This is a genomic window from Zavarzinia compransoris, from assembly GCF_003173055.1.
GTDB lineage: Bacteria > Pseudomonadota > Alphaproteobacteria > Zavarziniales > Zavarziniaceae > Zavarzinia > Zavarzinia compransoris.
In genome coordinates this window covers 571,873-596,335 of record NZ_QGLF01000001.1, presented here as the reverse complement: position 1 = coordinate 596,335, position 24,463 = coordinate 571,873, and the positions used below count along the sequence as shown (strand labels likewise).

30 protein-coding genes and 1 other RNA gene are annotated in these 24,463 nt (G+C 68.4%); 21 read left to right on the top strand and 10 right to left on the bottom strand.

Annotation, left to right across the window (positions count from 1 at the left end; all coding sequences use genetic code 11):
• The first annotated feature begins 23 nt into the window (after positions 1 to 23).
• From xseA to DKG75_RS02945, 3 genes are read left to right on the top strand one after another with little or no spacing between them, the layout of a single operon-like run.
• Positions 24 to 1,574: an exodeoxyribonuclease VII large subunit gene (xseA, locus tag DKG75_RS02955; protein ID WP_109919579.1), complete on the top strand. Its 1,551-nt coding sequence runs from the start codon at positions 24 to 26 to the stop codon at positions 1,572 to 1,574.
• Positions 1,574 to 1,789 (top strand): DUF2093 domain-containing protein, encoded by a 216-nt coding sequence (locus DKG75_RS02950; RefSeq protein WP_109919578.1) that lies wholly within the window; start codon positions 1,574 to 1,576, stop codon positions 1,787 to 1,789. Before xseA ends, DKG75_RS02950 begins: the two co-directional genes overlap by 1 nt.
• Positions 1,786 to 2,586 carry a M23 family metallopeptidase gene (locus DKG75_RS02945; RefSeq protein ID WP_208111926.1) on the top strand — a complete coding sequence of 267 codons (801 nt, stop codon included), beginning with the start codon at positions 1,786 to 1,788 and terminating at the stop codon, positions 2,584 to 2,586. Before DKG75_RS02950 ends, DKG75_RS02945 begins: the two co-directional genes overlap by 4 nt.
• A 6-nt stretch (positions 2,587 to 2,592) precedes the next feature.
• Here DKG75_RS02945 and DKG75_RS02940 read toward each other — a convergent pair whose 3' ends face one another.
• The 3 genes from DKG75_RS02940 to DKG75_RS02930 are packed head-to-tail and all read right to left on the bottom strand — an operon-like array spanning position 2,593 to position 4,186.
• Complete coding sequence (locus DKG75_RS02940) at positions 2,593 to 2,844, bottom strand: hypothetical protein (protein WP_109919577.1); 252 nt, start codon at positions 2,842 to 2,844, stop codon at positions 2,593 to 2,595.
• Positions 2,845 to 2,847: 3 nt separating this feature from the next.
• The gene (locus DKG75_RS02935) at positions 2,848 to 3,357 is read right to left on the bottom strand and encodes a DinB family protein (RefSeq protein WP_109919576.1); all 510 of its coding nucleotides are present in this window, start codon (positions 3,355 to 3,357) and stop codon (positions 2,848 to 2,850) included.
• A 16-nt stretch (positions 3,358 to 3,373) separates the two neighbouring features.
• On the bottom strand, positions 3,374 to 4,186 hold the full coding sequence (locus tag DKG75_RS02930; protein WP_109919575.1) for a potassium channel family protein: 813 nt from the start codon (positions 4,184 to 4,186) through the stop codon (positions 3,374 to 3,376).
• A 36-nt stretch (positions 4,187 to 4,222) separates the two neighbouring features.
• Here DKG75_RS02930 and ssrA point away from each other — a divergent pair.
• Positions 4,223 to 4,548, top strand: a transfer-messenger RNA (tmRNA) gene (ssrA, locus tag DKG75_RS02925).
• A gap of 83 nt (positions 4,549 to 4,631) precedes the next feature.
• Here ssrA and DKG75_RS02920 read toward each other — a convergent pair.
• Positions 4,632 to 5,063, bottom strand: a complete 432-nt coding sequence (locus DKG75_RS02920; RefSeq protein ID WP_109919574.1) for a DoxX family protein — start codon at positions 5,061 to 5,063, stop codon at positions 4,632 to 4,634.
• A 122-nt stretch (positions 5,064 to 5,185) separates the two neighbouring features.
• Between DKG75_RS02920 and DKG75_RS02915 the strand changes: the two genes are divergently transcribed.
• A complete protein-coding gene (locus DKG75_RS02915) occupies positions 5,186 to 6,091 on the top strand; it encodes a LysR family transcriptional regulator (RefSeq protein WP_109919573.1) in 906 nt (301 codons plus the stop codon).
• Positions 6,092 to 6,141: 50 nt separating this feature from the next.
• Here the strand turns inward: DKG75_RS02915 and rpsI are convergent, their stop codons facing one another.
• The 3 genes from rpsI to DKG75_RS02900 form a co-directional block, all read right to left on the bottom strand.
• Complete coding sequence (rpsI, locus tag DKG75_RS02910) at positions 6,142 to 6,639, bottom strand: 30S ribosomal protein S9 (RefSeq protein WP_109919572.1); 498 nt, start codon at positions 6,637 to 6,639, stop codon at positions 6,142 to 6,144.
• A gap of 3 nt (positions 6,640 to 6,642) precedes the next feature.
• Complete coding sequence (rplM, locus tag DKG75_RS02905) at positions 6,643 to 7,101, bottom strand: 50S ribosomal protein L13 (RefSeq protein ID WP_109919571.1); 459 nt, start codon at positions 7,099 to 7,101, stop codon at positions 6,643 to 6,645.
• A gap of 159 nt (positions 7,102 to 7,260) precedes the next feature.
• Positions 7,261 to 7,872 carry a glutathione S-transferase family protein gene (locus DKG75_RS02900; RefSeq protein WP_109919570.1) on the bottom strand — a complete coding sequence of 204 codons (612 nt, stop codon included), beginning with the start codon at positions 7,870 to 7,872 and terminating at the stop codon, positions 7,261 to 7,263.
• A 105-nt stretch (positions 7,873 to 7,977) separates the two neighbouring features.
• On the opposite strand from DKG75_RS02900, the gene DKG75_RS02895 reads away from it, so the two are divergent.
• The gene (locus DKG75_RS02895) at positions 7,978 to 8,772 is read left to right on the top strand and encodes an enoyl-CoA hydratase (protein ID WP_109919569.1); all 795 of its coding nucleotides are present in this window, start codon (positions 7,978 to 7,980) and stop codon (positions 8,770 to 8,772) included.
• 10 nt (positions 8,773 to 8,782) lie between these two features.
• Here DKG75_RS02895 and DKG75_RS02890 read toward each other — a convergent pair whose 3' ends face one another.
• On the bottom strand, positions 8,783 to 9,265 hold the full coding sequence (locus DKG75_RS02890; RefSeq protein WP_109919568.1) for a hypothetical protein: 483 nt from the start codon (positions 9,263 to 9,265) through the stop codon (positions 8,783 to 8,785).
• Positions 9,266 to 9,439: 174 nt separating this feature from the next.
• Here DKG75_RS02890 and DKG75_RS02885 point away from each other — a divergent pair, with 174 nt between their 5' ends.
• Positions 9,440 to 10,084, top strand: coding sequence for a ribonuclease HII (locus tag DKG75_RS02885; RefSeq protein ID WP_109919567.1), 645 nt, complete (start codon positions 9,440 to 9,442; stop codon positions 10,082 to 10,084).
• A gap of 56 nt (positions 10,085 to 10,140) precedes the next feature.
• Positions 10,141 to 11,280 (top strand): site-specific DNA-methyltransferase, encoded by a 1,140-nt coding sequence (locus DKG75_RS02880; RefSeq protein ID WP_109919566.1) that lies wholly within the window; start codon positions 10,141 to 10,143, stop codon positions 11,278 to 11,280.
• A 19-nt stretch (positions 11,281 to 11,299) separates the two neighbouring features.
• Here DKG75_RS02880 and argC read toward each other — a convergent pair whose 3' ends face one another.
• Both argC and mutY read right to left on the bottom strand, forming a co-directional pair.
• The gene (gene argC / locus DKG75_RS02875) at positions 11,300 to 12,232 is read right to left on the bottom strand and encodes an N-acetyl-gamma-glutamyl-phosphate reductase (protein WP_243746424.1); all 933 of its coding nucleotides are present in this window, start codon (positions 12,230 to 12,232) and stop codon (positions 11,300 to 11,302) included.
• A gap of 45 nt (positions 12,233 to 12,277) precedes the next feature.
• Positions 12,278 to 13,360 carry an A/G-specific adenine glycosylase gene (mutY, locus tag DKG75_RS02870; RefSeq protein WP_109919564.1) on the bottom strand — a complete coding sequence of 361 codons (1,083 nt, stop codon included), beginning with the start codon at positions 13,358 to 13,360 and terminating at the stop codon, positions 12,278 to 12,280.
• 22 nt (positions 13,361 to 13,382) lie between these two features.
• On the opposite strand from mutY, the gene DKG75_RS02865 reads away from it, so the two are divergent.
• The 13 genes from DKG75_RS02865 (at position 13,383) to DKG75_RS02810 (ending at position 24,459) form a co-directional block, all read left to right on the top strand.
• The gene (locus DKG75_RS02865; RefSeq protein ID WP_109919563.1) at positions 13,383 to 13,901 is read left to right on the top strand and encodes a DUF721 domain-containing protein; all 519 of its coding nucleotides are present in this window, start codon (positions 13,383 to 13,385) and stop codon (positions 13,899 to 13,901) included.
• A gap of 59 nt (positions 13,902 to 13,960) precedes the next feature.
• Entirely contained in the window at positions 13,961 to 14,599 is a 639-nt protein-coding gene (locus DKG75_RS02860) for a DsbA family protein (RefSeq protein WP_109919562.1), read from the top strand.
• 138 nt (positions 14,600 to 14,737) lie between these two features.
• On the top strand, positions 14,738 to 18,199 hold the full coding sequence (locus DKG75_RS02855; protein ID WP_109919561.1) for an AAA family ATPase: 3,462 nt from the start codon (positions 14,738 to 14,740) through the stop codon (positions 18,197 to 18,199).
• A 266-nt stretch (positions 18,200 to 18,465) separates the two neighbouring features.
• Positions 18,466 to 18,804 carry an AtpZ/AtpI family protein gene (locus DKG75_RS02850; protein WP_109919560.1) on the top strand — a complete coding sequence of 113 codons (339 nt, stop codon included), beginning with the start codon at positions 18,466 to 18,468 and terminating at the stop codon, positions 18,802 to 18,804.
• A gap of 17 nt (positions 18,805 to 18,821) precedes the next feature.
• Complete coding sequence (locus DKG75_RS02845) at positions 18,822 to 19,565, top strand: F0F1 ATP synthase subunit A (RefSeq protein WP_109919559.1); 744 nt, start codon at positions 18,822 to 18,824, stop codon at positions 19,563 to 19,565.
• A gap of 58 nt (positions 19,566 to 19,623) precedes the next feature.
• Positions 19,624 to 19,848: a F0F1 ATP synthase subunit C gene (locus DKG75_RS02840; RefSeq protein WP_109905724.1), complete on the top strand. Its 225-nt coding sequence runs from the start codon at positions 19,624 to 19,626 to the stop codon at positions 19,846 to 19,848.
• 28 nt (positions 19,849 to 19,876) lie between these two features.
• Positions 19,877 to 20,449: a F0F1 ATP synthase subunit B family protein gene (locus DKG75_RS02835; RefSeq protein ID WP_109919558.1), complete on the top strand. Its 573-nt coding sequence runs from the start codon at positions 19,877 to 19,879 to the stop codon at positions 20,447 to 20,449.
• 12 nt (positions 20,450 to 20,461) lie between these two features.
• Entirely contained in the window at positions 20,462 to 20,953 is a 492-nt protein-coding gene (locus DKG75_RS02830) for a F0F1 ATP synthase subunit B family protein (RefSeq protein WP_109919557.1), read from the top strand.
• 173 nt (positions 20,954 to 21,126) lie between these two features.
• A complete protein-coding gene (locus DKG75_RS02825) occupies positions 21,127 to 22,119 on the top strand; it encodes an SPFH domain-containing protein (RefSeq protein WP_243746451.1) in 993 nt (330 codons plus the stop codon).
• Between the two features lies 1 nt (position 22,120).
• Complete coding sequence (locus DKG75_RS02820; protein ID WP_109919555.1) at positions 22,121 to 22,801, top strand: DUF4178 domain-containing protein; 681 nt, start codon at positions 22,121 to 22,123, stop codon at positions 22,799 to 22,801.
• The gene (locus tag DKG75_RS02815; protein ID WP_166646316.1) at positions 22,798 to 24,066 is read left to right on the top strand and encodes a DUF4178 domain-containing protein; all 1,269 of its coding nucleotides are present in this window, start codon (positions 22,798 to 22,800) and stop codon (positions 24,064 to 24,066) included. Before DKG75_RS02820 ends, DKG75_RS02815 begins: the two co-directional genes overlap by 4 nt.
• A gap of 15 nt (positions 24,067 to 24,081) precedes the next feature.
• Complete coding sequence (locus DKG75_RS22890; RefSeq protein WP_166646315.1) at positions 24,082 to 24,219, top strand: hypothetical protein; 138 nt, start codon at positions 24,082 to 24,084, stop codon at positions 24,217 to 24,219.
• A 12-nt stretch (positions 24,220 to 24,231) separates the two neighbouring features.
• Complete coding sequence (locus DKG75_RS02810) at positions 24,232 to 24,459, top strand: DUF350 domain-containing protein (RefSeq protein WP_109919553.1); 228 nt, start codon at positions 24,232 to 24,234, stop codon at positions 24,457 to 24,459.
• Positions 24,460 to 24,463 lie beyond the last annotated feature (4 nt).

Sequence of the window (24,463 nt, the reverse complement as noted above, 5' to 3'; positions counted from 1 at the left end):
GGCCCTGCTTGTATCATGTTCCGATGAGCATGGAAGACGCAGCCAGCCCGAATCTGCCCGAACTCTCGGTCTCGGAACTCTCCTCCCTTCTGAAACGGACGGTCGAGGACCGTTTCGCGCTGGTCCGCGTCCGGGGCGAGATGTCGGGGGTGAAGCGGCATTCATCGGGCCATCTCTATTTCGCCCTGAAGGATGTGGATGCGGTCCTCGACGGCGTCGCCTGGCGGAATGTCGCCGGGCGCCTGAAATTCCGCCCGGAAGACGGGCTCGAAGTGGTGGTCACCGGGCGGCTGACCACCTATCCCGGGCGCTCGAAATACCAGATCGTCGCCGAGAGCCTGGAGCCGGCGGGCGTCGGCGCCCTGATGGCCCTCCTTGAGGAGCGGAAGCGGAAACTGGCGGCGGAGGGTCTCTTCGCCCCGGAGCGGAAGCGCGCCCTGCCCTTCCTGCCCGGGGTCATCGGCGTCGTCACCTCGCCCACCGGGGCCGTGATCCGCGACATCCTGCACCGGCTGGCGGACCGCTTCCCGCGCCATGTTCTGGTCTGGCCGGTCGCGGTCCAGGGCGACGGTGCCGCCGAACAGGTGGCCCGGGCCATCGCCGGCTTCAATGCGATCGCCCCCGGCGGCCCGGTGCCGCGCCCGGACCTGCTGATCGTCGCCCGGGGCGGCGGCAGCCTGGAAGACCTCTGGGCCTTCAACGAGGAGGCGGTGGTGCGGGCCGCCGCCGCCAGCCGCATCCCGCTGATTTCCGCGGTCGGCCATGAGACCGACACCACCTTGATCGATTTCGCCTCGGACCGGCGGGCGCCGACCCCGACCGCCGCGGCCGAGATGGCCGTGCCGGTGCGCGCCGAACTGCTGGACCGGGTGGAGGAGATGGGCGCCCGCGCCCGCCAGGCCGCGCGCCGCCTGCTGGCGGAACGCGCCACGAGGCTGGACGGCCTGGCCCGCGGCCTGCGCCACCCGAAGACCCTGATCGAAGCGGCCGAACAGCGCCTGGACGATCTCGGCGAACGGCTGCCGCGCGCCCTGCTCGGCCTGATCGGCGACCGCCGCCGCCAATTGGCCGAGGTTGCCGGCGGCCTGCGCGACCCGCGCCAGCAGATCGCGGCGGCGGAACAGCGCCTGGGCGATCTCGGCAAGCGCCTGCCGCGCGCCCTGCTCGGCCTGATCGGCGACCGCCGGCGCCTGCTGGCGGAAGTCGCGGGCGGCCTGCGCCCCACCGTCCTGCAAAGCGAGATCCGCCAGCGCGGCGACCGCCTGACCCAATTGGCCGAGCGCCTGTCCCCCGCCATGCGCCGGGCGGTCGAGGCCGGCGAGCGGCGCCTGGCGACGCCGGCGCAATTGCTGGAAAGCCTCGGCTATCACCGGGTGCTGGCGCGGGGCTATGCGGTGGTGCGCCGGGACGGCAAGCTGGCGACCGCCGCCGCGGCATTGGGTGCGGGCGATGCGCTCGAAATCGAATTCGCGGACGGCAAGGTCGCCGCCGTCGCCACCGGCAGCGAAAATCCGCCGCGCCGCCGCCCGCGCAAGACCGAGACCACGCCGCCCGAACAGGGCACCCTGATCTGATGGATATCGCTTCGATGGATACCGCCGCCCCCGCCAAGATTCTCTACGATCACGGCCAGTTCAAGGTGCTGTGGCCCGGCGCCTATGTCATCTGCGCGGTGACGGGCAAGCGGATCGCCCTCGAAGACCTGCGCTACTGGTCGGTCGACCGGCAGGAACCCTATGCCTCGCCCGAGGCGGCCCTGAAACGGGCCGGCCTGATGCCGCAATCGTGATCCGGCTTCTCGCCGCCCTTGCCCTGGTCGCCGCCGGCGGCGCCCGGGCGGCCACCATCGACGGCGAGGTCCGCCAAGGCCGCCTCGTCTTCGGCCATGCCGAGCGCTGGGAGGAGATCCGCTACGACGGCCGCGTCCTGCACGTCGCGCCGGACGGCGGTTTCGTCCTCGGCATCGGGCGGGATGCGGCGGGCGAACTGGCGATCGAGGTCCGGGACGACAAGGACAAGGTGACCACCCTACGCCGCCCGATCCTGACGCAGGATTGGGACATCCAGCGGATCGACGGCCTGCCCGACAAGAAGGTCAATCCGGACCCGGAAACCCAGGAACGGATCAAATGGGAACGCAGCCGGATCCAGGCCGCGCGCCAGGCCGACCGTGCCGCCTTCGACTGGCAGGCCGGGTTCCGGTGGCCGGCGACCGGGCGGATTTCCGGCATCTACGGCAGCCAGCGCATCCTGAACGGCCAGCCGCGCCAGCCGCACCTCGGCCTCGACGTCGCGGTGCCGACCGGCACGCCGATCAAGGCCGCCGCCGCCGGCCGGGTGACGCTGGCTGCCGGCGATCTCTATTTCACCGGCGGCACGGTGATCATCGACCACGGCGCCGGGGTGCAGACGCTTTACGCCCATCTCTCCCGCGTCGACGTGAGCGAGGGACAGGCGGTGACGGCGGGCCAAACCATCGCCCTGTCCGGCGCGACCGGGCGGGTGACCGGGCCGCATCTCCATTTCGGCCTCGCCTGGTACGGGCTGCAACTGGACCCCGCCCCCTATCTGCCGAAGGCGGATTGAACGGGCTCAGCCCAGCAGCGCGACCAAGAACAGAAGCGGCAGCAAGCCCCAGAACAGCGCAAAGCCGAGGGCCCGGCCGAGAACGGCCAGAACCAGCGCCGGCACGCCGGAGACCAGAAGGACGAGGCCGGAGATCACGGCGAAGCCCTGGGCCATGCCGTCGCCGGCCGCATCCGTACGGGTGAACAGCGCGGTCGCCAGCATCAGGAGGAAGATCGCCCCCTGAAGGCCGGCGATGATGAAGGCGGCGGCCCGCATGCCTCAGGACCGGGTGTTCAGGAAGCGGATGAGGTCGAGCGCCGGCGGCTCCACCCCGGGCCGCAGCAGGGACAGGACGACATGGGCCTGCCCCCGGTGGTGGGTCTGGTGATTGAAGACATGCTGGATCATGTCGGCCCGGCGGTTGCTGGCCGCCCCTGCCGTCATGGTCCGATAGGCGGCGACGGCGTCGAGGTCGGCGTCGGAAAAACCGTCGACCATGGCGGTCAGGCGGCGGTCGAGTTCGTCGCGCGCCGTGCGCAATCCGGGCAGCGTGTCGGCCAGCACGAAATCCAGCCGGTCGACCGTCGCGAAGGCCTGTCCGGTCAGGCGTTGCAGCCACAGCACGTCGGCGACGGCGATATGGTTCAACGTGCCCGAGAGCGAGCGGAAGAAGGCGCCGACATCGCGGTGATAATCCGCATCCGAAAGCCCGGCGGCGGCATCATAGAGCCGCCGGTTGGCCCATGCGTTATAGGCGGCAAGGTCGCGGAACTGGGATTTCAGGCTCATGGCCGTTTCCTTGGGCTCAGATGCCCTGGTGATCGTGGCGCAGCAGGGTGCCGCAATGCTTGCAATGGATGGCGTCCCGATCATGCCGGATCAGGCCGCAGCCGGTGCATTTGACATAGACGCCGGTCGGCCGCAGCACCGCCCGGACGAGGTTCAGGAACAGGCTGACGCCGACGATCATCACGATCACCGACAGCAGCCGGCCCCATTGGCCGACGAGGACGACATCGCCGAAACCGGTGGTGGTGAGCGTGGTCACCGTGAAATAGATCGCATCGGCAAAGGTATGGATGCCCGGATTGACCCGGTGCTGGAGGGCGAAGATGACGCCCGACATGATGAAGATGAAGACGAAGAGGTCGAGCCCGGCCCGGACCGCCATCTCCTTTTCCTCCAGCCAGGGCGAGAGCCGCTTCAACTCGCCCAGCACCTGATAGGAGACCGCGATGCGCCGCGCCCGCAGGATGCGCAGGAACGCCAGGCTCTCGAGCCCGGGCACGAGCAGCGAGGCGACGACCACAAGGTCGAAGAGCGTGCTCGGCAGCAGGAGATGGCGCAAGGGCCGGGGGGCGATGACGAAGCGCGCCGCGACATCGAGCGCCATCAGGACCCCGATCGCGAGGTCGATCTGCCAGAAGCCCGACTCGGCGACGAAGGAAACCCCGACGAAATAGACGATGGTCGCCAGATCGAAGACGAAGAGCCCGTAGCGGAAGGCGACGGTCAGCGGGTCGGAACCACGGTAGAGATCGGCCAGCCGCAGCCGCAAGGTCCGGCCGAAGGGGCGCCGGCGGCGCGGCTTCGCGGTCGCTGTCTTCTGGTCTGTCATGCCCTGCCACGCTCGGCTTTCACGGGGCCAAGTATAAGCCTTCAAATCCCGCGGGCGATCGCCTATATCTAGCGGTGTCGGGCAACCGACTATGGCGATAAACGAAGTTCGGAATAGACGTTACGGACCCGGGGGCGGTACCCGGCGCCTCCACCATGTGCCGATGGCCGATCGCGGTCGTCGGCAGATGATGGGGGCGAAACAGGATCGACGTGCGTAGTAAAGGGATGCTCTTTCGCCCGGCATGATACCGCCGTTATCGGGTCAATCCTACAAGTGCCAACGACAACGAAATGGCGCTCGCTGCCTAATTTTTAGGTAAGCGCGGTTCGGGGGGCACCGGGCAACAGAAGCCCCCCACCAAATTCCCATCACTCCCGCTTCCCGCATTTGCGAACGGCGAAAGGCCGGACGTCTGCACGCCCGGCCCAGAAGGAACCCCCTGTCAGGCGTTGGCGGCGCTGCCGGCGAGGCTGCGTTCGCCCCGGCTGCGGCGGAGCGCGTCGAGGCTGAGGCGGCCGGCACCGAAGGCCGCGACCTGCAGCAGGCCGCCGGCGATGGCCAGGTTCTTCAGAAGGTGGATCGACTGGTTCTGGTCGCCCGCCGCATTGTGGAAGACGACCGCCGTCACCACCGAGAAGACCGCGAGGACGGCCGCGACCGCCCGGGTCTTGAAGCCGGCGATCAGCAGGATGCCGCCGCCGATCTCGAGCGCGACGGCGCCGACATAGGCAAGTTCCGGCAGGGGCAGGCCGGCAGCGGCGATATAGCCGATGGTGCCTCCGGCCGCGCCGAGCTTGGACACGCCGGAAAGAAGGAAGATCGCCGCCAGCAGGATGCGGCCGATCAGGGGCAGGTAACGGGGTTCGGTGTTCATGGGTCCTTGCCTTTGGAAAGCGGGAAATGCGGCGCGGCATTCTCGATGCTGACTATCGGCGCCTCGCTTCGTGCAGGAAATCGGGATAAAATCGTCCGGAACGTTCGAGAAAATCGAAATACATGGACCCGCGCGCCCCGACCCTCGACCAGCTTCACGTCTTTCTCGCCGTCGTCGAATGCGGGGGCTTTGCCGCCGCGGCGCGGAAACTGGGGCGGGCGGCTTCGGTCGTCAGCTATCAGATCGCCAATCTCGAAACCCAGCTCGGCCTTGCCCTGTTCGACCGGGAGCGGACCCGCCGCCCACGGCTGACCGAGGCCGGCCTCACGGTGCTGGCCGACGGCCGCGCCATCGCCGGCCGGCTGGACCAGTTGCTGGCCCGGACACGCGGCTTGCAGCAGGGGCTGGAGGCGGAGGTTTCCCTGGTCGTCGACGTCATGCTGCCCATGGCCCGGCTCGCCCCCCTTCTGGAGCGTTTCCGCGACGCTTTTCCGACGGTTGCGCTGCGCCTGCATGTCGAAGGGCTGGGCTCGGTCGCCGAAATGGTGCTGGCGGGGCGGGCCGGGCTCGGGCTTTCGGGCCCTCTGCTGAACGGCAGCGACGCGCTGGAACGCCGCGCCGCCGGCGGCATCACCCTGGTGCCGGTGGCGGCGCCGACTCATCCCCTGGCCGCCCTGCCCGGCCCGATCCCCGAGGCGGCGACGCGCGAACACCTGCAACTGGTGCTGACCGACCGCTCACCCCTGACCGCGGGCCGCGATTTCTTCGTCCTGGGGATGCGGACATGGCGCCTGGGCGATCTCGGCGCCAAGCACGCCCTGCTGCGTGCCGGCATCGGCTGGGGCAGCATGCCGGCGCCCCTGGTGGCAGAGGATCTGGCGGCAGGAAGCCTGTGCCGCCTGCCGATCGATGCCTGGGACGACATGATCTACAAGCTGCGACTGGTGCATCGGGTGGACAATCCGCCCGGGCCGGCCGGGCGCTGGCTGGCGGATGCGCTTGCCGCCTGGCGCTGGGCCGCGCCATGAAAAAAGCCCGGCCGCCGGGGCCGGGCTTTTCCAGAAGATCGGTAAACCGATCAGCGCTTCGAGAACTGGAAGCTGCGGCGGGCCTTGGCCTTGCCGTACTTCTTACGTTCGACGGTGCGGCTGTCGCGGGTCAGGAAGCCGCCGGCCTTCAGCACGCCGCGCAGTTCCGGCTCCTGATAGGTCAGGGCCTTGGACACGCCGTGGCGCACCGCACCGGCCTGGCCCGACAGGCCGCCGCCGGAGACGGTGGCTTCCACGTCGTACTGGCCGACGCGGTTCGAAACCTGGAACGGCTGGTTCAGCAGCATGCGCAGAACCGAGCGGGCGAAATAGGTCTGGATGTCGCGACCGTTGATCGTGACCTTGCCGGTGCCGCGCTTCACCCAGACGCGGGCGACCGCGTCCTTGCGCTTGCCGGTCGCATAGGTGCGGCCCTTGGCGTCCACGGCCTTCTTCACGTCCGGGGTGTTACTGGCGGTGGCGGAGGACTGACCGGCGGACAGCGTCCGCAGATCCTGGAGGGTACGGGGAGCCTGGTTCTCGGCCATGGCCTACCTCTTGTTCTTCGGGTTCAGCGCCGCGATGTCCAGGACTTCGGGCTGCGAACCGGCATGGGGATGAGCGGGGCCGGCATAGACGCGCAGATTGGACATCTGCTGGCGGCCGAGCGGACCACGGGGAACCATGCGCTCCACCGCCTTGATCAGGACGCGCTCGGGATGGCGGCCGTCCAGGATCTGGCCCATGGTGCGCGACTTGATGCCGCCCGGATGGCCGGTGTGCCAGAAGAATTCGCGGCGTTCGCGCTTGCGGCCGGTGAAGGCCACCTTCTCGGCGTTGATCACGATCACATTATCGCCCATGTCGACATGGGGCGTGAACGTGGGCAGGTGCTTGCCCCGCAGACGGTTGGCGACGATCGAGGCGAGACGGCCGACGACGAGACCGGTCCCGTCGATCACCACCCACTTCTTCGTCACTTCCGCCGGCTTCGCGGAATAGGTCGTCATTCAATAAACCTCTGTTTGCCGGGCGGTGGGCCCGGCGGAGGGCGGCATATAGACAGAGGCCGGGCCCGATTGCAAGAGGTTCATGGCCAGCAAAATCAGCGACTTATCGCTACGGTATTATAATACCGCTTCCTAAGTCGCTGATTTTTCGAGAATCGCTCACCCCGGTATATTGATACCGCGCTCCACCGCCGGGCGGGCGGCGATCCGGGACAGCCAGGCGCTGACCCCGGGCAGTTTTTCGAGGTCGACCCCGAGGAAGCCGCCCAGCTTCGCCCAAGGATAAGCCGCCATGTCGGCGATCGAATAGGCGTCGCCGCCGAGATAGGGCACGGCGGCCAGGCGCGATTCCAGGACCTTGAAGATGCGCCCGACCTCGCCCGAGAACCGTTCGAGCGGATAGGTCTGGGGCTCGCCCTGGTAATTCCTGAAGTGAAACAACTGGCCCATCATCGGCCCGATGGAAGCCATCTGGAAGAACAGCCATTCCAGTTCGGCCATGCGCTGCGGGCTGCCCGCGGGGGCCAGGAAACGACCGTATTTCTCGGCCAGATAGATCAGGATGGCGCCGGATTCGAACACCACCTGGCCGTTCTCCGTATCCCGGATCACGGGGATCTTGTTGTTCGGGTTCAGCGCCAGGAACTCGGGCGCGAACTGCTCGCCCTTGCCGAGATCGACCGCCTTGACCGCATAGGGCACGCCAAGCTCTTCGAGCATCACCGAGACTTTGCGGCCATTGGGCGTCTTGGCAGTGTAGAGTTCGATCATTGTCTAATTCCGACCGGTGAGCACACGGCCTAGCCTTGCCCCAACAAAAGCCCGGCGCCAAGCGGAAACAGCCGGGCGAAAACCATCCATGAGGAGGACGCAAGGATGAACGCCCCCGCCGAGACCCCCTATGCGCTGCGCAGCGACCGGGACGGCATCGCCACAGTGACCCTGAGCCGGCCCGCGGCGCGCAATGCCCTGTCGATGGCGATGATGGCGGCGCTGCACGGGATGCTGGACGACATTCATCATGATACCTCCGTCAAGGTGGTGATCCTCGCGGCCGAGGGGCCGGCCTTCTGTGCCGGCCACGACCTGAAGGAAATGCGCGCGATCGGCCGGGACGCGGACAGGCTGGGCGCGGTCTTCGCCCGTTGCAGCGCGCTGATGCAGCGGATCCAGTCCCTGCGCCAGCCGGTGATCGCCCGGGTCCACGCCATGGCCACCGCCGCCGGCTGCCAGCTGGTCGCGACGGCCGATCTCGCGATCGCCGCCGAGACGGCGAAATTCGCCACCCCCGGGGTCAATATCGGCCTCTTCTGCTCGACGCCCATGGTGGCGCTGACCCGCAACGTCCCGCGCAAGCAGGCGATGGAAATGCTGCTGACCGGCGAGGCCATGGACGCGGCGACGGCGGAACGCTTCGGCCTGATCAATCACGCCGTCCCGCCCGAACGACTGGACGAGACGGTCCACGCCCTGGCCGCCCGCATCGCCTCGAAATCGCCCCTGACCCTTGCCATCGGCAAGGAAGCCTTCTACGCCCAGATCGAAAAGGGCACGGTCGCCGCCTATGACCATGCCTCGGCGGTGATGACCAGAAACATGCTGGCCCGCGACGCCCAGGAAGGCGTCGGCGCCTTCATCGACAAGCGCCCCCCGGTCTGGGAGGGCTGCTGAGCGGCCGGCCTCAGAGGCCGATGCAGCGCTTGACCGGCTCTTGTATCTTTTCGAACAATTTGCCGCTGATCCGCCCGGAGGACTCGTTGTATTCCTTCATGTCGGCGGCCGACAGGCTGCCATCGGCCATCGCCCGTTCCATCCAGTCGACCATGCAGGCGCAGACCTCGCCGACCCGGTCCCTGTTGAACAGGGTCCGGGCCTCCGGTGAGATCTCGTAGCCCCTTTCGCAGCTCCTCGTGTAGGCTGCGCGTATCTCGGGCAGCAGGCGGCCGTCGTCACCGTAGAGCGCGCGAATGCCGCGCGGCAGGCCGGGCCGGGCGGGGGACGGAGGCTCGGGATTGCCGGCCGCCGGCGGCGGACCGGCCACGGCAACCTCCTGCGCCGGAACCTCCTGCACCGGGTCCTGCTGCCCCGCCCACCAGTCGGCGGCAAAGAAGACGCCGGTCGAAATCAGGGCGAACAGCAGGCCCAGCCCAAGATAGTCGCGCAATGTAAGCATGATCGAACCGATCGGAAACCATCACCGCGTGCATTATGGCCATGGGCCGGCACGGGCCCGAAACGCTATTGCGCCCAGGATCACGCCCGACCGTGGGAACATTCCCGGAAAGCCCTGATCCGGAAAGCCCTGACAGGCGGCGGCCGGCAATGCTAGAAGCGCCGCATGCCGCCCCGCACGCCGAAGCAACGTTCCGCCGCCGCCCCGCCCGACCTCACCCGCGAGGCCGCCCTCGGCCCCCCCGTCTGCGGCATCGACGAGGCGGGACGCGGGCCCTGGGCCGGGCCGGTGGCCGCCGCGGCGGTGATCTGGCCGGCGGGCGCGGTGCCGCCGGTGGGCATCACGGATTCGAAGAAACTGTCCGCGGCGGCGCGCGACCGGCTGTTCGACGCCATTCTCGCCGGCGCCCAGGTCGGCATCGGCGAAGCCAGCGTCGAGGAAATCGACCGCCTGAACATTCTCCGCGCCACCATGCTGGCCATGGCCCGGGCCGTGGCCGCCCTGCCGGTCGTGCCCGGCCATGCCCTGGTCGACGGCAACCGCCTGCCGCCCGACCTGCCCTGCCCGGCGACGGCCCTGGTCAAGGGCGACAGTCTTTCGCTGTCGATTGCCGCCGCCTCGATCATCGCCAAGGTGCATCGCGACCGGATCATGGCCGCGGCTGATTTGCGCTTTCCGGGCTATGGCTTCGCCCGCCACATGGGCTATGGCACGCCGGAACATCACGAGGCCCTACAACGGCTTGGGCCCACAAGTTTCCACCGCACATCATTTAGTCCCATCAAAGCCTTGATTCAAAACGACTATTGACGAGATTCCCCGGCCGAATCAGGATGCCCCGAATCGCATGATCGCAGGGGTTCAGGATGTCCAGGGAAAGCAAGACCGATTTGCCGCTCGACCGTATCGTGCTGGGCGACTGCATCGAATCGATGCGCGCCCTGCCCGACAAGTCGGTCGATCTGGTCTTTGCCGATCCACCCTACAACCTGATGCTGGACAAGGGCACCCGCGCCGGCCAGCTGCGCCGGCCCGACCAGTCGGTGGTCGACGGCGTCGACGACGAGTGGGACCGTTTCGGCAATGGCACCAGCATTGCGGAATCATACGCCGAATACGACCGCTTCACCCGCGAATGGCTGTTCGAGGCGCGCCGCATCCTGAAGGACACGGGCGCGCTCTGGGTCATCGGCTCCTATCACAATATCTTCCGGGTCGGCACGGCGGTACAGGACCTGGGCTTCTGGATGCTGAACGACGTGATCTGGCGGAAAGCCAATCCGATGCCGAATTTCCGCGGCCGGCGCTTCACCAATGCCCATGAAACCCTGATCTGGGCGGCGCGGAACGAAGCGCAGAAGACCTATACCTTCAATTACGATGCCCTGAAGACGATGAACGACGATCTTCAGATGCGCTCCGACTGGCTGCTGCCCATCTGCGGCGGCAACGAGCGCCTGAAAGGCGACGACGGCGCCAAGGCCCACCCGACCCAGAAGCCGGAAGCCCTGCTCTATCGCATCATCGTCGGCTGCAGCCATCCGGGCGACGTGATCCTGGACCCGTTCTTCGGCACCGGCACCACCGGCGCGGTGGCGAAGCGCCTGGGCCGCCATTTCATCGGCCTCGAACGCGACCCGGCCTATGCCGCCGTCGCCAGCCAGCGCATCGCCGCGGTCGAATCCGGCGACATGGCCCCGCTCTCGGTCACCAAGTCGAAGCGCGAGGAACCGCGCATCCCCTTCGGCCAGGTGGTCGAACGCGGGCTGATCCAGCCGGGCACCAAATTGTTCGACCAGCGCCGGCGCTGGGTCGCCCGGGTGCGCGCCGACGGCAGCCTGGTGGTCAATGACGCCACCGGCTCGATCCACCGGGTGGGCGCCCATGTCCAGGGCGCGCCGGCCTGCAACGGCTGGACCTTCTGGCATTTCGAGCACCAGGGCAATCTGGTGCCGATCGATTTCTACCGCAGCCGGCTGCGCGCCGAACTGGGCGCCAGCCACTGAAGGAATAAAGTGCCGGGGCTCAAAGCCCCAGCATGATCCGCAGGTTCTGCACCGCGGCGCCGGACGCGCCCTTGCCCAGGTTGTCCAGGCGGGCGACCAGCAGGGCCTGGCCCCGCGCCTCGTTGCCGAAGACGCGAAGTTCCAGCTTGTCGGTATCGTTCAGGGCTTCCGGCTCGATCTTGCCGCCGAGATCGGCGACCGGCCGCACCGAGACCAGTTCGCTGCCCTCGAAGCGGGCGCGCAGCAGGGCTTCCAGGTCGCCCGGCTTGGGCGCGCCCTTCAAAAGGTCCAGGTGCAGGGCGACGGTCACCAGCATGCCCTGGCGGAAATCCCCGACCGAGGGCACGAACACCGGCCGGCGCTCCAGGCCGCTGTACTGCCTGATCTCGGGCACATGCTTGTGCTCGAGGCCGAGGCCGTAAAGCTCGAACCTCGGCGCGGTGCCGGCCTCATAGGCTTCGATCATGGCCTTGCCGCCGCCCGAATAGCCGGACACGGCATGGACCGCGACCGGATAGTCGGCGGGCAGCACGCCGCCCTCGACCAGCGGTTTCAGCAGGGCGATGGCCCCGGTCGGATAGCAGCCGGGATTGGCGACATGGGGCGCGCCGGCAATGGCCGCGCGCTGCCCCGCCGCCATTTCGGCAAAGCCGTAGACCCAGCCGGGCGCGACGCGATGGGCGGTCGAGGCATCGAGGATGCGGGGCGCGTCGGCGCCGAGGTCGGCGGCCAGGGCGACCGATTCCTTCGCCGCATCGTCGTGCAGGCAGAGGACGATCGCGTCCACCTCGGCCATCAGGGCTTTTTTGGCGCCCGGGTCCTTGCGCTTGTCGGGATCGATGCTGCGGATCTCGATGCCGGCCACGTCGCGCAGGCGCTCACGGATGCCGAGGCCCGTCGTGCCCGCCTCGCCATCGATGAACACGGTCGCAATACCGCCGAACTTGGTCACCGCCATACTCCCTGAAAGCCTCGATAAGGGACGCCGTTTATAGACCTAGACCACGCCCGCCGCACGCAACACTTTCATGAAGACCGTGGGCACGCCGGCATCGCCGATATGCGCCGGGCGATGCCATTCCCCTGCCGCGGCGAAATCGCCGACCCGGGCCACCATCACGGTCAGGACCAGATGGAAATGGGTGAACGTATGCTCGACCGCGACGTTCAGCGCCTGCCAGGCCGCTGGACAGGGCGGGGTCGAGGCCGGCGCCGCCCCTTCGGCCCAGGCGCCGCCCGGCACTTCCATCATGCCGCCGAGAAGGCCGCTGGGCGGGCGGCGGCGCAGGAGAACGGCGCCGTCGCTGCCCCGGACGGCGACATAGGCGGTGCCATAGCGGGTGGGCCGCGCCGCCTTGGCCGCCTTCACCGGATAATGCGCGGCATCGCCCGCCGCCGCCCCGTCGCAATAGCGCGCGACCGGGCAGCGCCCGCAATTGGGCGTCTTCGGCTGGCAGACGGTGGCGCCGAGGTCCATCAGGCTCTGGGCGAAATCGCCCGGCCGGTCGGCGGGGACCAGATTCTGGGTCAGGCGGCGGATGGCGGGCTTTGCCTGGGGCAGCGGTTCGGCCAGCCGGGTGACGCGGGCCATCACCCGCTCGACATTGCCGTCGACCGCCGCGACCGGCCGGCCGAAGGCGATCGCGGCGATGGCGCCGGCGGTGTAGTCGCCGATGCCCGGCAGCTTGGCCAGACCTTCCGCCGTATCGGGGAAGCGGCCGCCCTTGGCCGCCACCGCCTGGGCGCAGGCATGAAGATTGCGGGCGCGGGCGTAATAGCCGAGCCCCGCCCAGGTGGCGAGCACCGCTTCGAGCGGGGCCGCCGCCAGGGCCTGGACGGTCGGGAAACGCTCCAGGAAATCGGGAAAGCGGCCGAGCACGGTCGCCACCGTCGTCTGCTGCAACATGATTTCCGACAGCCAGACCCGATAGGGATCGGACCTCTCGCCCGGGGCCGCGCGCCAGGGCAGGTGCCGGCGGCTGGCGTCGTACCAGGCCAGCAAAGCGGCAGCGAAGCCCGATTTCGGCCGGGCGGCCGGAACAGGAAGGGCGAGCGCGAATTCAGAATCGACGGGCGGCATTCCGTGATTAGAGTGGGCCACCATGGTGCGATCAACAAAGACATTCGACCCCTCGCCCGAGCGGCGGCGGCGGACCGAGCCGGCCTCGGCCAATCTGGCCGCCTTGCTGCGCTCGGTCGCGGGCAAGCGCGGCTTTGCCGCCGCCGAGATCGTCACCCATTGGCCGCTGATCGTCGGCGAGCGCCTGGCCGCCTGCACCCTGCCGGAACGCCTCCGATTCGAGCGCAACGCCAATGAGGGCGGCGTGCTGGAAGTGCGGGTCGACGGGCCGCTCGCCCTCGAGCTTCAGCATCTCGAACCGCAGATCGTCGAGAAGGTGAACGGTTTCTGCGGCTATCGCGCCGCCGCCCGGCTGAAGCTGACCCGCGGCCATGTCCCGCCGCCGGCCCCGCGCCGGGGCCCCCTGCCCCCGGTGCCGCCGGCGGAAAAGGCGGCGATCGACCGCATGGTCGCCGCAATCGAGGACGATCATCTTCGCGAGGCCCTGGCCAGCCTGGGCCGCGCCATGCGCGCCCGCGCCATCGCCGATGGCGGGCGTTAACCCTACCGGCAGCATCAACCGCCTTTACGAACCCCAACATCTTGTGGTGAGATGACCCCATGAAGACGAGACGCATGATCCTGACCGCCATGGCCGGCATTGCCGCGACGGCCCCCCTGGGCCTGCCCGCGCTTGCCGACATCGCGCCGCCGCCACCGCCGCCGGCCGATCCCTTCGCCGAGGGGACCTTCGTGCTCGGGCCGAAGGATGCGGCGATCACGGTCACCGAATTCGCCTCCATGACCTGCCCGCATTGCGCGCATTTCACCCTTTCCACCTTCCCCGAGGTGAAGAAGCAATTCATCGACACGGGCAAGATCCGCTTCGTGTTCCGCGACTTCCCGCTCGACCAGATCGCCTTGCAGGCGTCGCAGCTGGTGCGCTGCGCCGGTCCCGAGCGGGCGGAAGCGCTGGTCGATCTGCTGTTCCGCACCCAGGCGACCTGGGCCCGCGCGGCCGACCCGATCGCGGTCCTGAAGCAGACGGTGAAGCTGGCCGGGGTCGGCGATGCCAAGGCCGACGCCTGCCTTGCCGACGAGGCGCTGAAACTCGCCGTCGCGCAATCGCGCTTCGATGCGGAAAAGCAGTACCAGATCCGCTCGACCCCCAGTTTCGCCATCGGCACCAAGATCCAGTCCGGCGCCCTGACGATCGAGGAATTCACCGCCTTCCTGAAGGACAACGGCCTGAAGGACTGAGACGGCGGGGCCGCCGCGCCCCGGCCGGGCCCGGCGCTTCGGCGCGGCGAGGCGCCGCCCGGCGCCCGAGGGCCACAGGTGCATAGCGTGCCGAGGCGGCGGCCACCGCCGCCGCCCGGCGTTTGAGGTCAGACGAATATGGTCCAGTTCACGAAGCTGCGGCTTTCGGGATTCAAATCCTTCGTCGACCCGACCGAACTGATCATCCAGCAGGGGATGACCGGGATCGTCGGGCCGAACGGCTGCGGCAAGTCCAATCTTCTCGAGGCGCTGCGCTGGGTCATGGGGGAAACCTCGGCCCGGCTGATCCGCGGCTCGGAAATGGACGACGTGATCTTTGCCGGCACCTCGAAGCGCCCGGCGCGCAATCTGGCGGAAGTGGCGCTGGTGCTGGACAACAGCAGCCGCCGCGCGCCGGTCGCCTTCAACGACCATGTCGAGCTTGAAATCTCGCGCCGGATCGAGCGCGAGGCGGGCTCCGCCTATCGGATCAACGGCAAGGACGTGCGCGCCCGCGACGTCCAGCTGCTGTTCGCCGATGCCTCGGTCGGCTCGCGCTCGCCGGCCCTGGTCGGCCAGGGCCGGATCAGCACCATCATCAACGCCAAGCCCGGCGACCGCCGCCAGATCCTGGAAGAGGCGGCGGGCATTTCCGGCCTGCACTCCCGCCGCCACGAGGCGGAACTGCGCCTGAAGGCGGCGGAGGGCAACCTCGTCCGCGTCGACGACGTGGTCGGGCAGCTGACCGGCCAGTTGAACGCCCTGAAGCGCCAGTCGCGGCAGGCGACGCGCTATCGCAACGTCCAGGCCCAGATCCGCAAGGGCGAGGCCGTCGTCCTGCACCTGAAATGGCTGGAGGCGGAGGCGGCACTCGAAGCCGCCCGCGCCGACCTTGCCGCCGCGCAGAACGCGGTCCGCGTCGCGACCGAGCAATCGGCCCATGCCGCCAATGTGGAAAACCGCGCGGCCGAGGCGATCCCGCCCTTGCGCGAGGAGGAGAGCCGCACCGCCCAGATCCTGCACAAGCTGGTGGTGGAGCGGGACAGCCTCGCCCTCGAGGAGCGGCGCGCCCGCGAAGCCCTGTCCCGCCTCGCCCAGGCGATCGAGACCGTGGACCGCGACCAGCGCCGCGAAGACGCCCTGATGTCCGATGCCGGCGCCGCCCTGGAACGGCTGGCCGAGGAACAGGCCCTGCTCGAAGAGGCCGAGGACGGCTCGGGCCAGGATGCCGAGGAAGCGGAGGCCCAGGTGGCGGAGGCCGCCGATCGCCTCCAGGACCGGGAAGCCGAACTGGACAAGGCCAACCGCGACATCGCCGCGGTCGAGGCCAGGCGCCAGGGCCTGGAGCGGGAAATCCGCGAAATCGCCGGCCGCCTGGACCGCCTGAGCCAGACCCGCCAGCAGTTGGACGCGGACGAGCGCCGCCTGGCCGAGGAGAAGGCCCGCGCCACCGACCTCGGCCTGCTGGTCGAACGGCTGGAGACGGCGCAACTCGATTTCGAAGCCGCCCAGGAAGCGGTGCTGGAAGCCGAGGCGGCCCGCGCCGAGGCCCTGGGCGAGGAATCCGACACCCGCGAGGCGCTGCGCCTTGCCGAACGCGAAGCCGCCCGCGTGGCGGCGGAGGAAAAGGCCCTGGCCAGCCTCCTGGCGGCGGAAGCGGGCGGCCCCTGGCCGCCGGTGGTCGATGCGCTGAGCGTCGCCAAGGGCTTCGAGACGGCGCTGGGCGCCGCCCTGGGCGACGACCTCTCGGTGCCCGCCGATCCGGCGGCGCCGATCCATTGGGCCGCCCTGCCCGGCTATGACGCCGTGCAGCCGCTGCCGGCAGGGGTCACGCCCCTCTCCGCCCATGTCTCCGGCCCGGCCGCGCTGGGCCGCCGCCTGGACCAGATCGGCATCGTCGGGCGCGACCGGGGGGCTGCGCTCCACGCCGCCTTGCGGCCCGGCCAGATGCTGGTGACGGCCGAGGGCGACCTCTGGCGCTGGGACGGCTTCACCGCCACCGCCGAGGCGCCCAGCGCCGCCGCCATCCGCCTCGCCCAGCGCAACCGCCTGAAGGAACTGGCGGCGGAACGCGAAGTCCTGGACCTGACCGCGGCCGAGGCCCGCGCCGCCTTCGAGACGGCGCGCCAGGCCGCCCAGCACGCCCAGTCCCTGGAGACCGAGGCCCGGCGCCGCAGCCGCGAGGCCAACGACCAGGTGAACCGGCTGCGCGAAGAGGAAGCCCGCGCCAGCCGCGAGGCGGTGGCGCGCGAAGCCCGCGCCCATGCCCTGGCCGAATCGATCGAGCGGGTGGCGGCCGATCTCGCCGCCGTGGCGGAGGGGCGCGAGACCCTGCTGGCCGCGCTGGACGATTTGCCGCCCCGCGCCCATCTGGACGACGGCCGCGCCCGCCTCCAGCGCGAGGTGGAATTGCATCGCCAGAGCCTGTCCCAGGCCCGGGCCGCCCGCGACGGCCTGCGCCGCGAGGTCGAGGCGAGGCGGAAGCGCCTTCAGGACGTCAAGGCCGAACTCGCGGCCTGGAACAAGCGCGCCGCCTCGGCCGAGGCGCAGCGCGCGCAACTGGCGGAGCGCCGCGCCGCCGCCGAGGCGGAGCGCGAGGAAATCGCCGGCCGGCCGGAAGAACTGGCCGAAGCCGCCGAAGCCCTGGCCGACCGGATCGAGGACGCCGAGCGGCGCCGGCGCAAAGCCGCTGATGCCCTGGCCGAGGCGGAGCGGCAATTGACCGACTCCCGCCGCGCCGCCAAGACCGCGGAAGCGGATGCCGGCGCGCTGCGCGAAGCCCGGGTCCGGGCCGAAGCCGGAGTCGAGCAGGCGCAAAGCCGCCGGGCGGAACTGGCCGCGCGCATCGGCGAGGAATTGGACTGCGCCCCCGACGCCATCCTGGCCGAGGCGGAGGTCGGCGCCGAAGAAGCCCTGCCGACCCTGGCCGAACTGGAAACCCGCCTGGACCGCCTGCGCCGCGAGCGCGACGGCATCGGCCCGGTCAATCTCCGCGCCGAGCAGGAGGCGGAGGAGATCGAAGGCCAGATCAATGCCATGACCGCCGAGCGCGAGGATCTGGTCGCCGCCATCGCCAAGCTGCGCGCCTCGATCGGCGCCCTGAACCGCGAGGGGCGGGAACGGCTGCTGGCCGCCTTCGAACAGGTGAACCAGCAGTTCGGCGTGCTGTTCACCCGCCTTTTCGGCGGCGGCCGCGCCCATCTGGCGCTGACCGAATCCGACGATCCGCTCGATGCCGGGCTCGAGATCTATGCCTCGCCGCCGGGCAAGAAGCTCCAGGTGCTGTCGCTGCTGTCGGGCGGCGAGCAGACCCTGACCGCGCTGTCCCTGATCTTCGCGGTGTTCATGGTCAATCCCTCGCCCATCTGCGTGCTGGACGAGGCCGACGCCCCGCTGGACGATGCCAATGTGGTGCGCTTCTGCGATCTGGTCGAGGATGTGGCGCGGGAGACCGGCACCCGCTTCCTCGTCGTCACCCACCACGGCCTCACCATGCAGCGCATGCACCGGCTTTTCGGCGTCACCATGTCGGAGCCCGGGGTCTCGCAACTGGTCTCGGTCGACCTCAGCAAGGCGCCCGAATTGCTGGCTGCGGAGTGAATTCCCGATCAATTTCAAGGGGTCATGCCGCAGTGCGGTGCGATTCTGCCTGCGGCACCTTGCCCACACTCGACTTTTTGCTGATATTTCAAAGGCTTGTCTGCGGCCTTTTGTACCTTGACTAGGATGCAAGGGCCACTTACCTTGCGCCCGCCTTGGCTAGGGGTCGGGGTGTGGGGTCGGCAGTGGCCGCGGGCTTTCGGTGCGTTGCGCCTCTTTGCGCATTGCACACTGGCAATGATCGCGCCAGAAGGTAGTCTAGCGACATGGCTGATGATCCGCTTCCCTCCCTTGCCGATCTCGACCGGCGCCTGAAGGAGGCGCGCAACGATGTTCTGGGTCCGCCGGAACGCGATGCGCCTTCCCGGACGTCGAGCGCCTTTGGATCGGCCATGCGGCTTGGCGTCGAATTCGCTTCCGGATTCGTCGTCGGCGGGTTGATCGGTTGGGCGCTGGACCGATGGTTCGGGTCGAGACCCTGGTTGATGGTCGTGTTCTTCCTCCTGGGCGCCGCCGCCGGGACGTTGAACCTGATCCGTTCCGCACGCCGCCTCCAGGCGGAAGCGGAGGCCAGCGAAGAGCAGGATTCTTCAACGCGCGGCTGAGTATTCGAGGTTCCGACATGGCCGCAGGCGGCGAAGCGCATGGTCCTCTCTTCCAATTCGAGATCCAACGGCTCGTTCCGCTCGAAATTGGTGGCATCGATATTTCCTTCACCAATTCCGCGCTGTGGATGGTGATCATCGTCGCCGTCGCGACCGTGTTCTTCCTGGCCGCCACCTCGCGCGCCGCGCTGGTCCCGGGCCGGCTGCAATCGGTCGCGGAATTGTCCTACGAATTCGTCGCCGGCCTGCTGCGCGACAATGCCGGCAAGGAAGGGATGAAGTATTTCCCCTTCATCTTCACGATCTTCATCTTCGTGCTGCTGGCCAACATGCTGGGCATGGTGCCCTATTCCTTCACGGTGACCAGCCATCTGGCGGTGACGGCGACCATGTCGCTGATCATCATCCTGGGCATCACCGTGCTCGGCCTGATCAGGCACGGCTTCGGCTTCTTCCACGTCTTCCTGCCGTCGGGCGTGCCGATGTGGCTGGCGCCGCTGCTGATCGTCATCGAGGTGATCTCCTATCTCACCCGCCCGGTCAGCCTCGCCGTCCGTCTTTTCGCCAATATGATGGCGGGCCACACCACGCTTAAGGTTTTCGCGGGTTTCGTCGTGGCGCTCGGCGTCGCCGGCGTCGTCCCCCTGCTCTTCGTTGTGGCGCTGACGGCTCTCGAAGTTCTGATTGCCTTCCTGCAGGCCTATATCTTCACGATCCTGACCTGCATCTACCTCAACGACGCGTTCCACCCTCACCACTGATCCCCCCTCACCACTGATCCTAAGAGCACGAAGCTCCTAACTTAGAAGGAATGGTTCCATGGAAGTCGAAGCTGCCAAGATGATCGGCGCCGGCCTCGCGACCCTCGGCCTCGGCGGCGTGGGCATCGGCCTCGGCAATCTGTTCTCGAACTTCGTCGCGGGCGCCCTGCGCAACCCGTCGGCGGCCCCGAAGGTGTTCCCGAACCTGCTGCTCGGCGCCGCGCTGACCGAAGCGCTCGGCATCTTCTCGCTGCTGATCGGCCTGCTCGTCCTGTTCGGCTGATCCCAAGCGAACGGGATCGGATACGGTCATGCGGCACATCATCCTGGGAACAGCCTTCGCGCTGGCGGCCGTCACCCCGGCCCTGGCCGAAGGCGGCGAGAAGAAGGGGCTGCCCCAGCTCCGCTTCGAGGATTTTCCGCCGCAGATCTTCTGGCTCGCGGTCACTTTCGTCCTGCTTCTGGTGATCCTCAGCACCCTGGTGGTGCCGAAGCTCCAGGGCACGATCGAGGGCCGCAAAGCCAAGCTCGAGGGTGACCTCGCGGCCGCCGCCCGTCTGAAGGACGAGGCGGAAGCCGCGATCACGGCTTACGAAAAGGCCCTGGCCGAGGCGCGCACCCGCGCCAACGCCATCGCCGCCGAAGCCAAGGCCAAGATCGAAGCCGCGGGCGCCGCCCGCAAGGCCGAGCTCGAAGCCAAGCTGGCCGAGGAAGCCAAGGCCGCCGAGGCGCGCATCCGCGCGACCAAGGAAGCCGCCCTTGCCGAGGTGCGCAACATCGCCCTCGAGGCCGCCCGCGCCATCGCCACCAAGGTTGCCGGTATCGACGTGGACGACGCTTCCGCCGCCAATGCGGTCGATGCGACGCTCGCCCGGAACGGCTGAGGAGAGGACGCCATGCATTTCCTGTCCAATCCCGAGACCTGGGTCGCCGTTGCCTTCCTCCTTTTCGTGGGCCTCGTGGTCTACCTGAAGGTGCCGGGCATCATGGGCAAGGCGCTCGACGAGCGTGCCGCCAAGATCAAGGCGGACCTCGACGCAGCCGCCAAGCTGAAGGCCGAAGCCGAGGCCGCTCTCGCGAAATACCGCGAGGCGACCAGGAACGCCGACAAGGAAGCCGAAGCGATCGTCGTCGAAGCCAAGGCCGTGGCGGAAGCCCTGGCCGCCAAGGCCGAAGCGGACCTCGCCGCCGCCCTCGCCCGCAAGGTCGAGGTGGGCAAGGCCAAGATCGCCCAGGCGGAAGCCAATGCGATCGCCGAAGTCCGCGCCGTCGCGGCCGAGGTTGCCATCGCCGCCGCCCGCGAGATCATCGCGACGCAGCTCGATGCCGCCGCCAAGGACCGCATCATCGGCGAGACCATCGGTTCGGTGGCGACCCGCCTGAACTGAGCGTTCAACAGATCTGCACGAATTGAAAACCCCGGCCGGGCAACCTGCCGGGGTTTTCGTTTGCCGCGGCGCCATATTACCGTGACCGGCGTCACGCCCGGGCGATTGACAGCAAGTCTCAGTATGCGACCCTTGAGCTTCGGATCTCTGGGGGGAGAACGGTCGTGGCCTTGATGGATTTCCTGCTGAAGCAATTCGTCGACGTCATCCAATGGACGGAAGACGGTCCCGGCACCCTCGCCTATCGCTTTCCCATGGCAGGGAAGGAAATCCAGAACGGCGGCACCCTGGTGGTGCGCGAATCCCAGGCCGCCCTCTTCATCAACGAAGGCACGCTGGCGGACAAGTTCGCCCCCGGCACCCATACGCTGACCACCCAGACCCTGCCCGTCCTCACCTACCTGCGCAACTGGGACAAGGGCTTCGAATCGCCCTTCAAGTCGGATGTCTATTTCTTTTCGCTGCGCGAGCAGATCAACCAGAAATGGGGCACGGCCCAGCCGGTCACCGTGCGCGACAAGGAATTCGGCGCCATCCGCATCCGCGCCTTCGGCACCTATTCCTATGCGATCGAGGACCTGGACATTTTCTTCGCCAAGCTGGTGGGCACGGCGGAGCGGATCACCGCCGCCGACCTCGACGGCCAGTTGAAAAGCGCGATCATCACCGCGCTTGCCACCGGCCTCGGCCAGAGCGGCGTCGCCTTCGTCGACATGGCCGCCAACCAGCAGGCCTTCTCCGAGGCGATGCAGGCGGTGGTGCGGCCGGCACTGGCGGCATACGGCCTGGCCTTGCGCAGCTTCTATGTCCAGAGCCTGTCCCTGCCCGAGGAATTGCAAGCCTATATGGACAAGGCGACCGGCGTCCGCATGGCCGGCGACCTGCAACGCTATACCCAGTTCCAGGCGGCGGAAGCGCTGGGCGTCGCCGCGGCCAATCCGGGCGGCGTCGCCGGCGCCGGCGCCGGCATGGCCGCCGGCCTCGCCATGGGCCAGGCGATGGCGCAGAGCCTCGGGGTCGGGGCCGCCGCCCCGGCAGCACCGGCAGCCCCGGCGGAAGATCCGATCGCCCTGCTCGAGCGCTTGGGCAATCTGGTCGCCAAGGGCATCCTGACCCCGCAGGAATTCGAAGCCAAGAAGGCGGAAATCCTCAGCCGCATCCGCTGACATGGCGCAGCTTCCCTGCCCTGCCTGCGGTGCCGGGGTCGCCTTTCGCGGCGGCCAGTCGGTCTATGCCGTCTGTGCCTTCTGCGGTTCCATGGTGGTGCGCCACGATGTCGACCTGTCGAGCATCGGCAGGATGGCCGCCCTGCCCCCGGACATGAGCCCGTTCCAGATCGGCACCACCTGCCTGTTCCTGGGCGTCGAATATACCCTGGCCGGGCGGGTGAAGGTCGGCTATCCGGACGGGGTGTGGAACGAATGGTTCGCGCTCGGCGGCGACGGCGCCGGCGCCTGGCTGGCGGAAGCCCAGGGCACCTATGCCTTCAGCTTCGAAAGGCCACTGCCGGCGGGAGGCGCCAATGATGACGTCCTCGACCTGCTGAGGCGCCAGGCCGCGGGCGAGCCGGACAAGACGGTCTCGGCGCTCGGCCGGGAGATCGCCGACGGACCGTTGACCTTGCGCGTGGTCGATATCAGGACCGTCACCTGCATCGGCAGCGAGGGGGAACTGCCCTTCGCCGCCCCGAGCGGCCGGGAAGTGCTGTCGGTCGACCTCATCGGCCGTGACGGCGAGTTCGGCTGCATCGAATTCAGTGCCGCGGGCAGCCGCTATTACCAGGGCCTCTACGTCGAATGGCCCGACCTGAAGGCCGCCAACCTGCGGGCGCTGGAGGGCTGGGCGTGAGCGCCCCGGGCAAGCCCCGGCTGTTCGACTGCCCGGTCTGCGGCGGCACCGTGACCCTGCGCGCCGCCGGCCATTCGCTGGATGCCGCCTGCACCTTCTGCGGCTCGCTGATCGACGTTTCGAACGAGAACCTGCGCGTCATCATCGAAGCCCATGACGCCGCCATGAAATCGCCCATCGCACTCGGCACGCGCGGACGCCTGCACGGCATCGACTGGGAAGTTATCGGTTACGTCCTCAAGACCGAGGGCAGCCGGACCTACAGATGGGACGAATATCTCCTGTTCAACCCCTGGCACGGCTTCCGCTTCCTGTCCCAGTCCGGCGGCCATTGGAGCCTGTCGCGGCTGCTGAAGCGCGACATCAAGAGCACCCGCCTGCTGGACTCGACCCTCGCCTTCGAGGGCGAGAATTACCGCCGCCTGATCGACGGGGATGCCATCGTCGTCGCCGTCGCCGGCGAATTCTACTGGCGTGTAACCTATCAGGAACAGGTGCGGGCGATCGACTATGTCGCCCCGCCGAAAATGCTGAGCTTCGAGTTGAACGAGAACGAGATCAACGTCTCCCTCGGCGATTATCTGGAGCCCGAGCTGGTGCGCGAGGTCTTCAAGCCGAAGTCCATGCCCGCCCGCACCACCGTCGGCGCCAACCAGCCCTCACCCTATAAGGGCAAGGCGAAGCCGATGGCCGTCATCGGCGCCATCGCCGCGTCGGTCCTGATCATGGCCTCGGCCGTGCTCTGGCTGCTCTATCCGGAACGCGTCGCCTTCCAGCAGCGCTATGTTCTGACCCCGGCCCTGGCCAACCAGACGATCACCACCGATCCCTTCGCCCTGAACGGCGGCGCGGTCGATATCGAGGTCGAGACCCCGGGCCTGAACAACGATTGGGTCGAAGTCGGCATCGCCCTGGTCGAAGAGAATACGGACGACAGCTATTCCCTGGTCGAGGCGATCGAATATTACCAAGGCTATGACGGCGGCGAATATTGGTCCGAGGGCGCGACCGGCACCTGGTCGTCGCTGTCGTCGATCCCGCCCGGGACCTACCGGCTGCTGATCGACGCCGAAGTGGGCAGCATGGCCCCATCCGCCGCCGCGCCGCGGCCGGCGGCGCAGGAACTGCATATCGCCGTCCGCGACAGCGCGGCGACCTATGGCACGCTGGTGATGGCCCTGCTGCTGCTGGCGCTGTGGCCGGCGTGGACGGTCTATCGCGCCCTGTCCTTCGAATGGCGCCGCTGGCGCGACAACGCCGGCTGAGACGGGGGGCATCCGATGGCCAGGATCTATGCCGTATTCGCCCTGGTGGTGGTGGCGGGCGCCCTGACCCTGAACCATCAGGGTTTCGCCTTCGCCAGCCTGTTCACGGGCGCCACCAAGGCCAAGGGACCGCCCGAACAATCCCACAAGTGACGGAGCCGCGAGATGGAATTCATCGAACTCATTCAGGCGAAATATGTCGTCGGGGCCATCGCCTATTCGGCGCTCGGCACGGTCATCCTGGTGCTGGCCTTCGTCATTCTCGATCTGCTGACGCCCAAGGTCAGCGTCTGGCGCGAACTGGTCGAGAAGCAGAACCTCGCCTTCGCCGTGTTCCTGGGCGCGGTCGCCATCGGCATTTCGATCATCATTTCCGCCGCCATCCAGGGCTGAGGCG

Bases quoted from the DNA above. Each gene is read 5' to 3' on its own strand.
- xseA (WP_109919579.1), top strand. From the start codon at position 24: ATGAGCATGGAAGACGCAGCCAGCCCGAATCTGCCCGAACTCTCGGTC.
- DKG75_RS02950 (WP_109919578.1), top strand. From the start codon at position 1,574: ATGGATATCGCTTCGATGGATACCGCCGCCCCCGCCAAGATTCTCTAC.
- DKG75_RS02940 (WP_109919577.1), bottom strand. From the start codon at position 2,844: ATGCGGGCCGCCGCCTTCATCATCGCCGGCCTTCAGGGGGCGATCTTC.
- DKG75_RS02935 (WP_109919576.1), bottom strand. From the start codon at position 3,357: ATGAGCCTGAAATCCCAGTTCCGCGACCTTGCCGCCTATAACGCATGG.
- DKG75_RS02930 (WP_109919575.1), bottom strand. From the start codon at position 4,186: ATGACAGACCAGAAGACAGCGACCGCGAAGCCGCGCCGCCGGCGCCCC.
- DKG75_RS02920 (WP_109919574.1), bottom strand. From the start codon at position 5,063: ATGAACACCGAACCCCGTTACCTGCCCCTGATCGGCCGCATCCTGCTG.
- DKG75_RS02915 (WP_109919573.1), top strand. From the start codon at position 5,186: ATGGACCCGCGCGCCCCGACCCTCGACCAGCTTCACGTCTTTCTCGCC.
- rpsI (WP_109919572.1), bottom strand. From the start codon at position 6,639: ATGGCCGAGAACCAGGCTCCCCGTACCCTCCAGGATCTGCGGACGCTG.
- rplM (WP_109919571.1), bottom strand. From the start codon at position 7,101: ATGACGACCTATTCCGCGAAGCCGGCGGAAGTGACGAAGAAGTGGGTG.
- DKG75_RS02900 (WP_109919570.1), bottom strand. From the start codon at position 7,872: ATGATCGAACTCTACACTGCCAAGACGCCCAATGGCCGCAAAGTCTCG.
- DKG75_RS02895 (WP_109919569.1), top strand. From the start codon at position 7,978: ATGAACGCCCCCGCCGAGACCCCCTATGCGCTGCGCAGCGACCGGGAC.
- DKG75_RS02885 (WP_109919567.1), top strand. From the start codon at position 9,440: ATGCCGCCCCGCACGCCGAAGCAACGTTCCGCCGCCGCCCCGCCCGAC.
- DKG75_RS02880 (WP_109919566.1), top strand. From the start codon at position 10,141: ATGTCCAGGGAAAGCAAGACCGATTTGCCGCTCGACCGTATCGTGCTG.
- mutY (WP_109919564.1), bottom strand. From the start codon at position 13,360: ATGCCGCCCGTCGATTCTGAATTCGCGCTCGCCCTTCCTGTTCCGGCC.
- DKG75_RS02865 (WP_109919563.1), top strand. From the start codon at position 13,383: ATGGTGCGATCAACAAAGACATTCGACCCCTCGCCCGAGCGGCGGCGG.
- DKG75_RS02860 (WP_109919562.1), top strand. From the start codon at position 13,961: ATGAAGACGAGACGCATGATCCTGACCGCCATGGCCGGCATTGCCGCG.
- DKG75_RS02855 (WP_109919561.1), top strand. From the start codon at position 14,738: ATGGTCCAGTTCACGAAGCTGCGGCTTTCGGGATTCAAATCCTTCGTC.
- DKG75_RS02850 (WP_109919560.1), top strand. From the start codon at position 18,466: ATGGCTGATGATCCGCTTCCCTCCCTTGCCGATCTCGACCGGCGCCTG.
- DKG75_RS02845 (WP_109919559.1), top strand. From the start codon at position 18,822: ATGGCCGCAGGCGGCGAAGCGCATGGTCCTCTCTTCCAATTCGAGATC.
- DKG75_RS02840 (WP_109905724.1), top strand. From the start codon at position 19,624: ATGGAAGTCGAAGCTGCCAAGATGATCGGCGCCGGCCTCGCGACCCTC.
- DKG75_RS02835 (WP_109919558.1), top strand. From the start codon at position 19,877: ATGCGGCACATCATCCTGGGAACAGCCTTCGCGCTGGCGGCCGTCACC.
- DKG75_RS02830 (WP_109919557.1), top strand. From the start codon at position 20,462: ATGCATTTCCTGTCCAATCCCGAGACCTGGGTCGCCGTTGCCTTCCTC.
- DKG75_RS02825 (WP_243746451.1), top strand. From the start codon at position 21,127: ATGGATTTCCTGCTGAAGCAATTCGTCGACGTCATCCAATGGACGGAA.
- DKG75_RS02820 (WP_109919555.1), top strand. From the start codon at position 22,121: ATGGCGCAGCTTCCCTGCCCTGCCTGCGGTGCCGGGGTCGCCTTTCGC.
- DKG75_RS22890 (WP_166646315.1), top strand. From the start codon at position 24,082: ATGGCCAGGATCTATGCCGTATTCGCCCTGGTGGTGGTGGCGGGCGCC.
- DKG75_RS02810 (WP_109919553.1), top strand. From the start codon at position 24,232: ATGGAATTCATCGAACTCATTCAGGCGAAATATGTCGTCGGGGCCATC.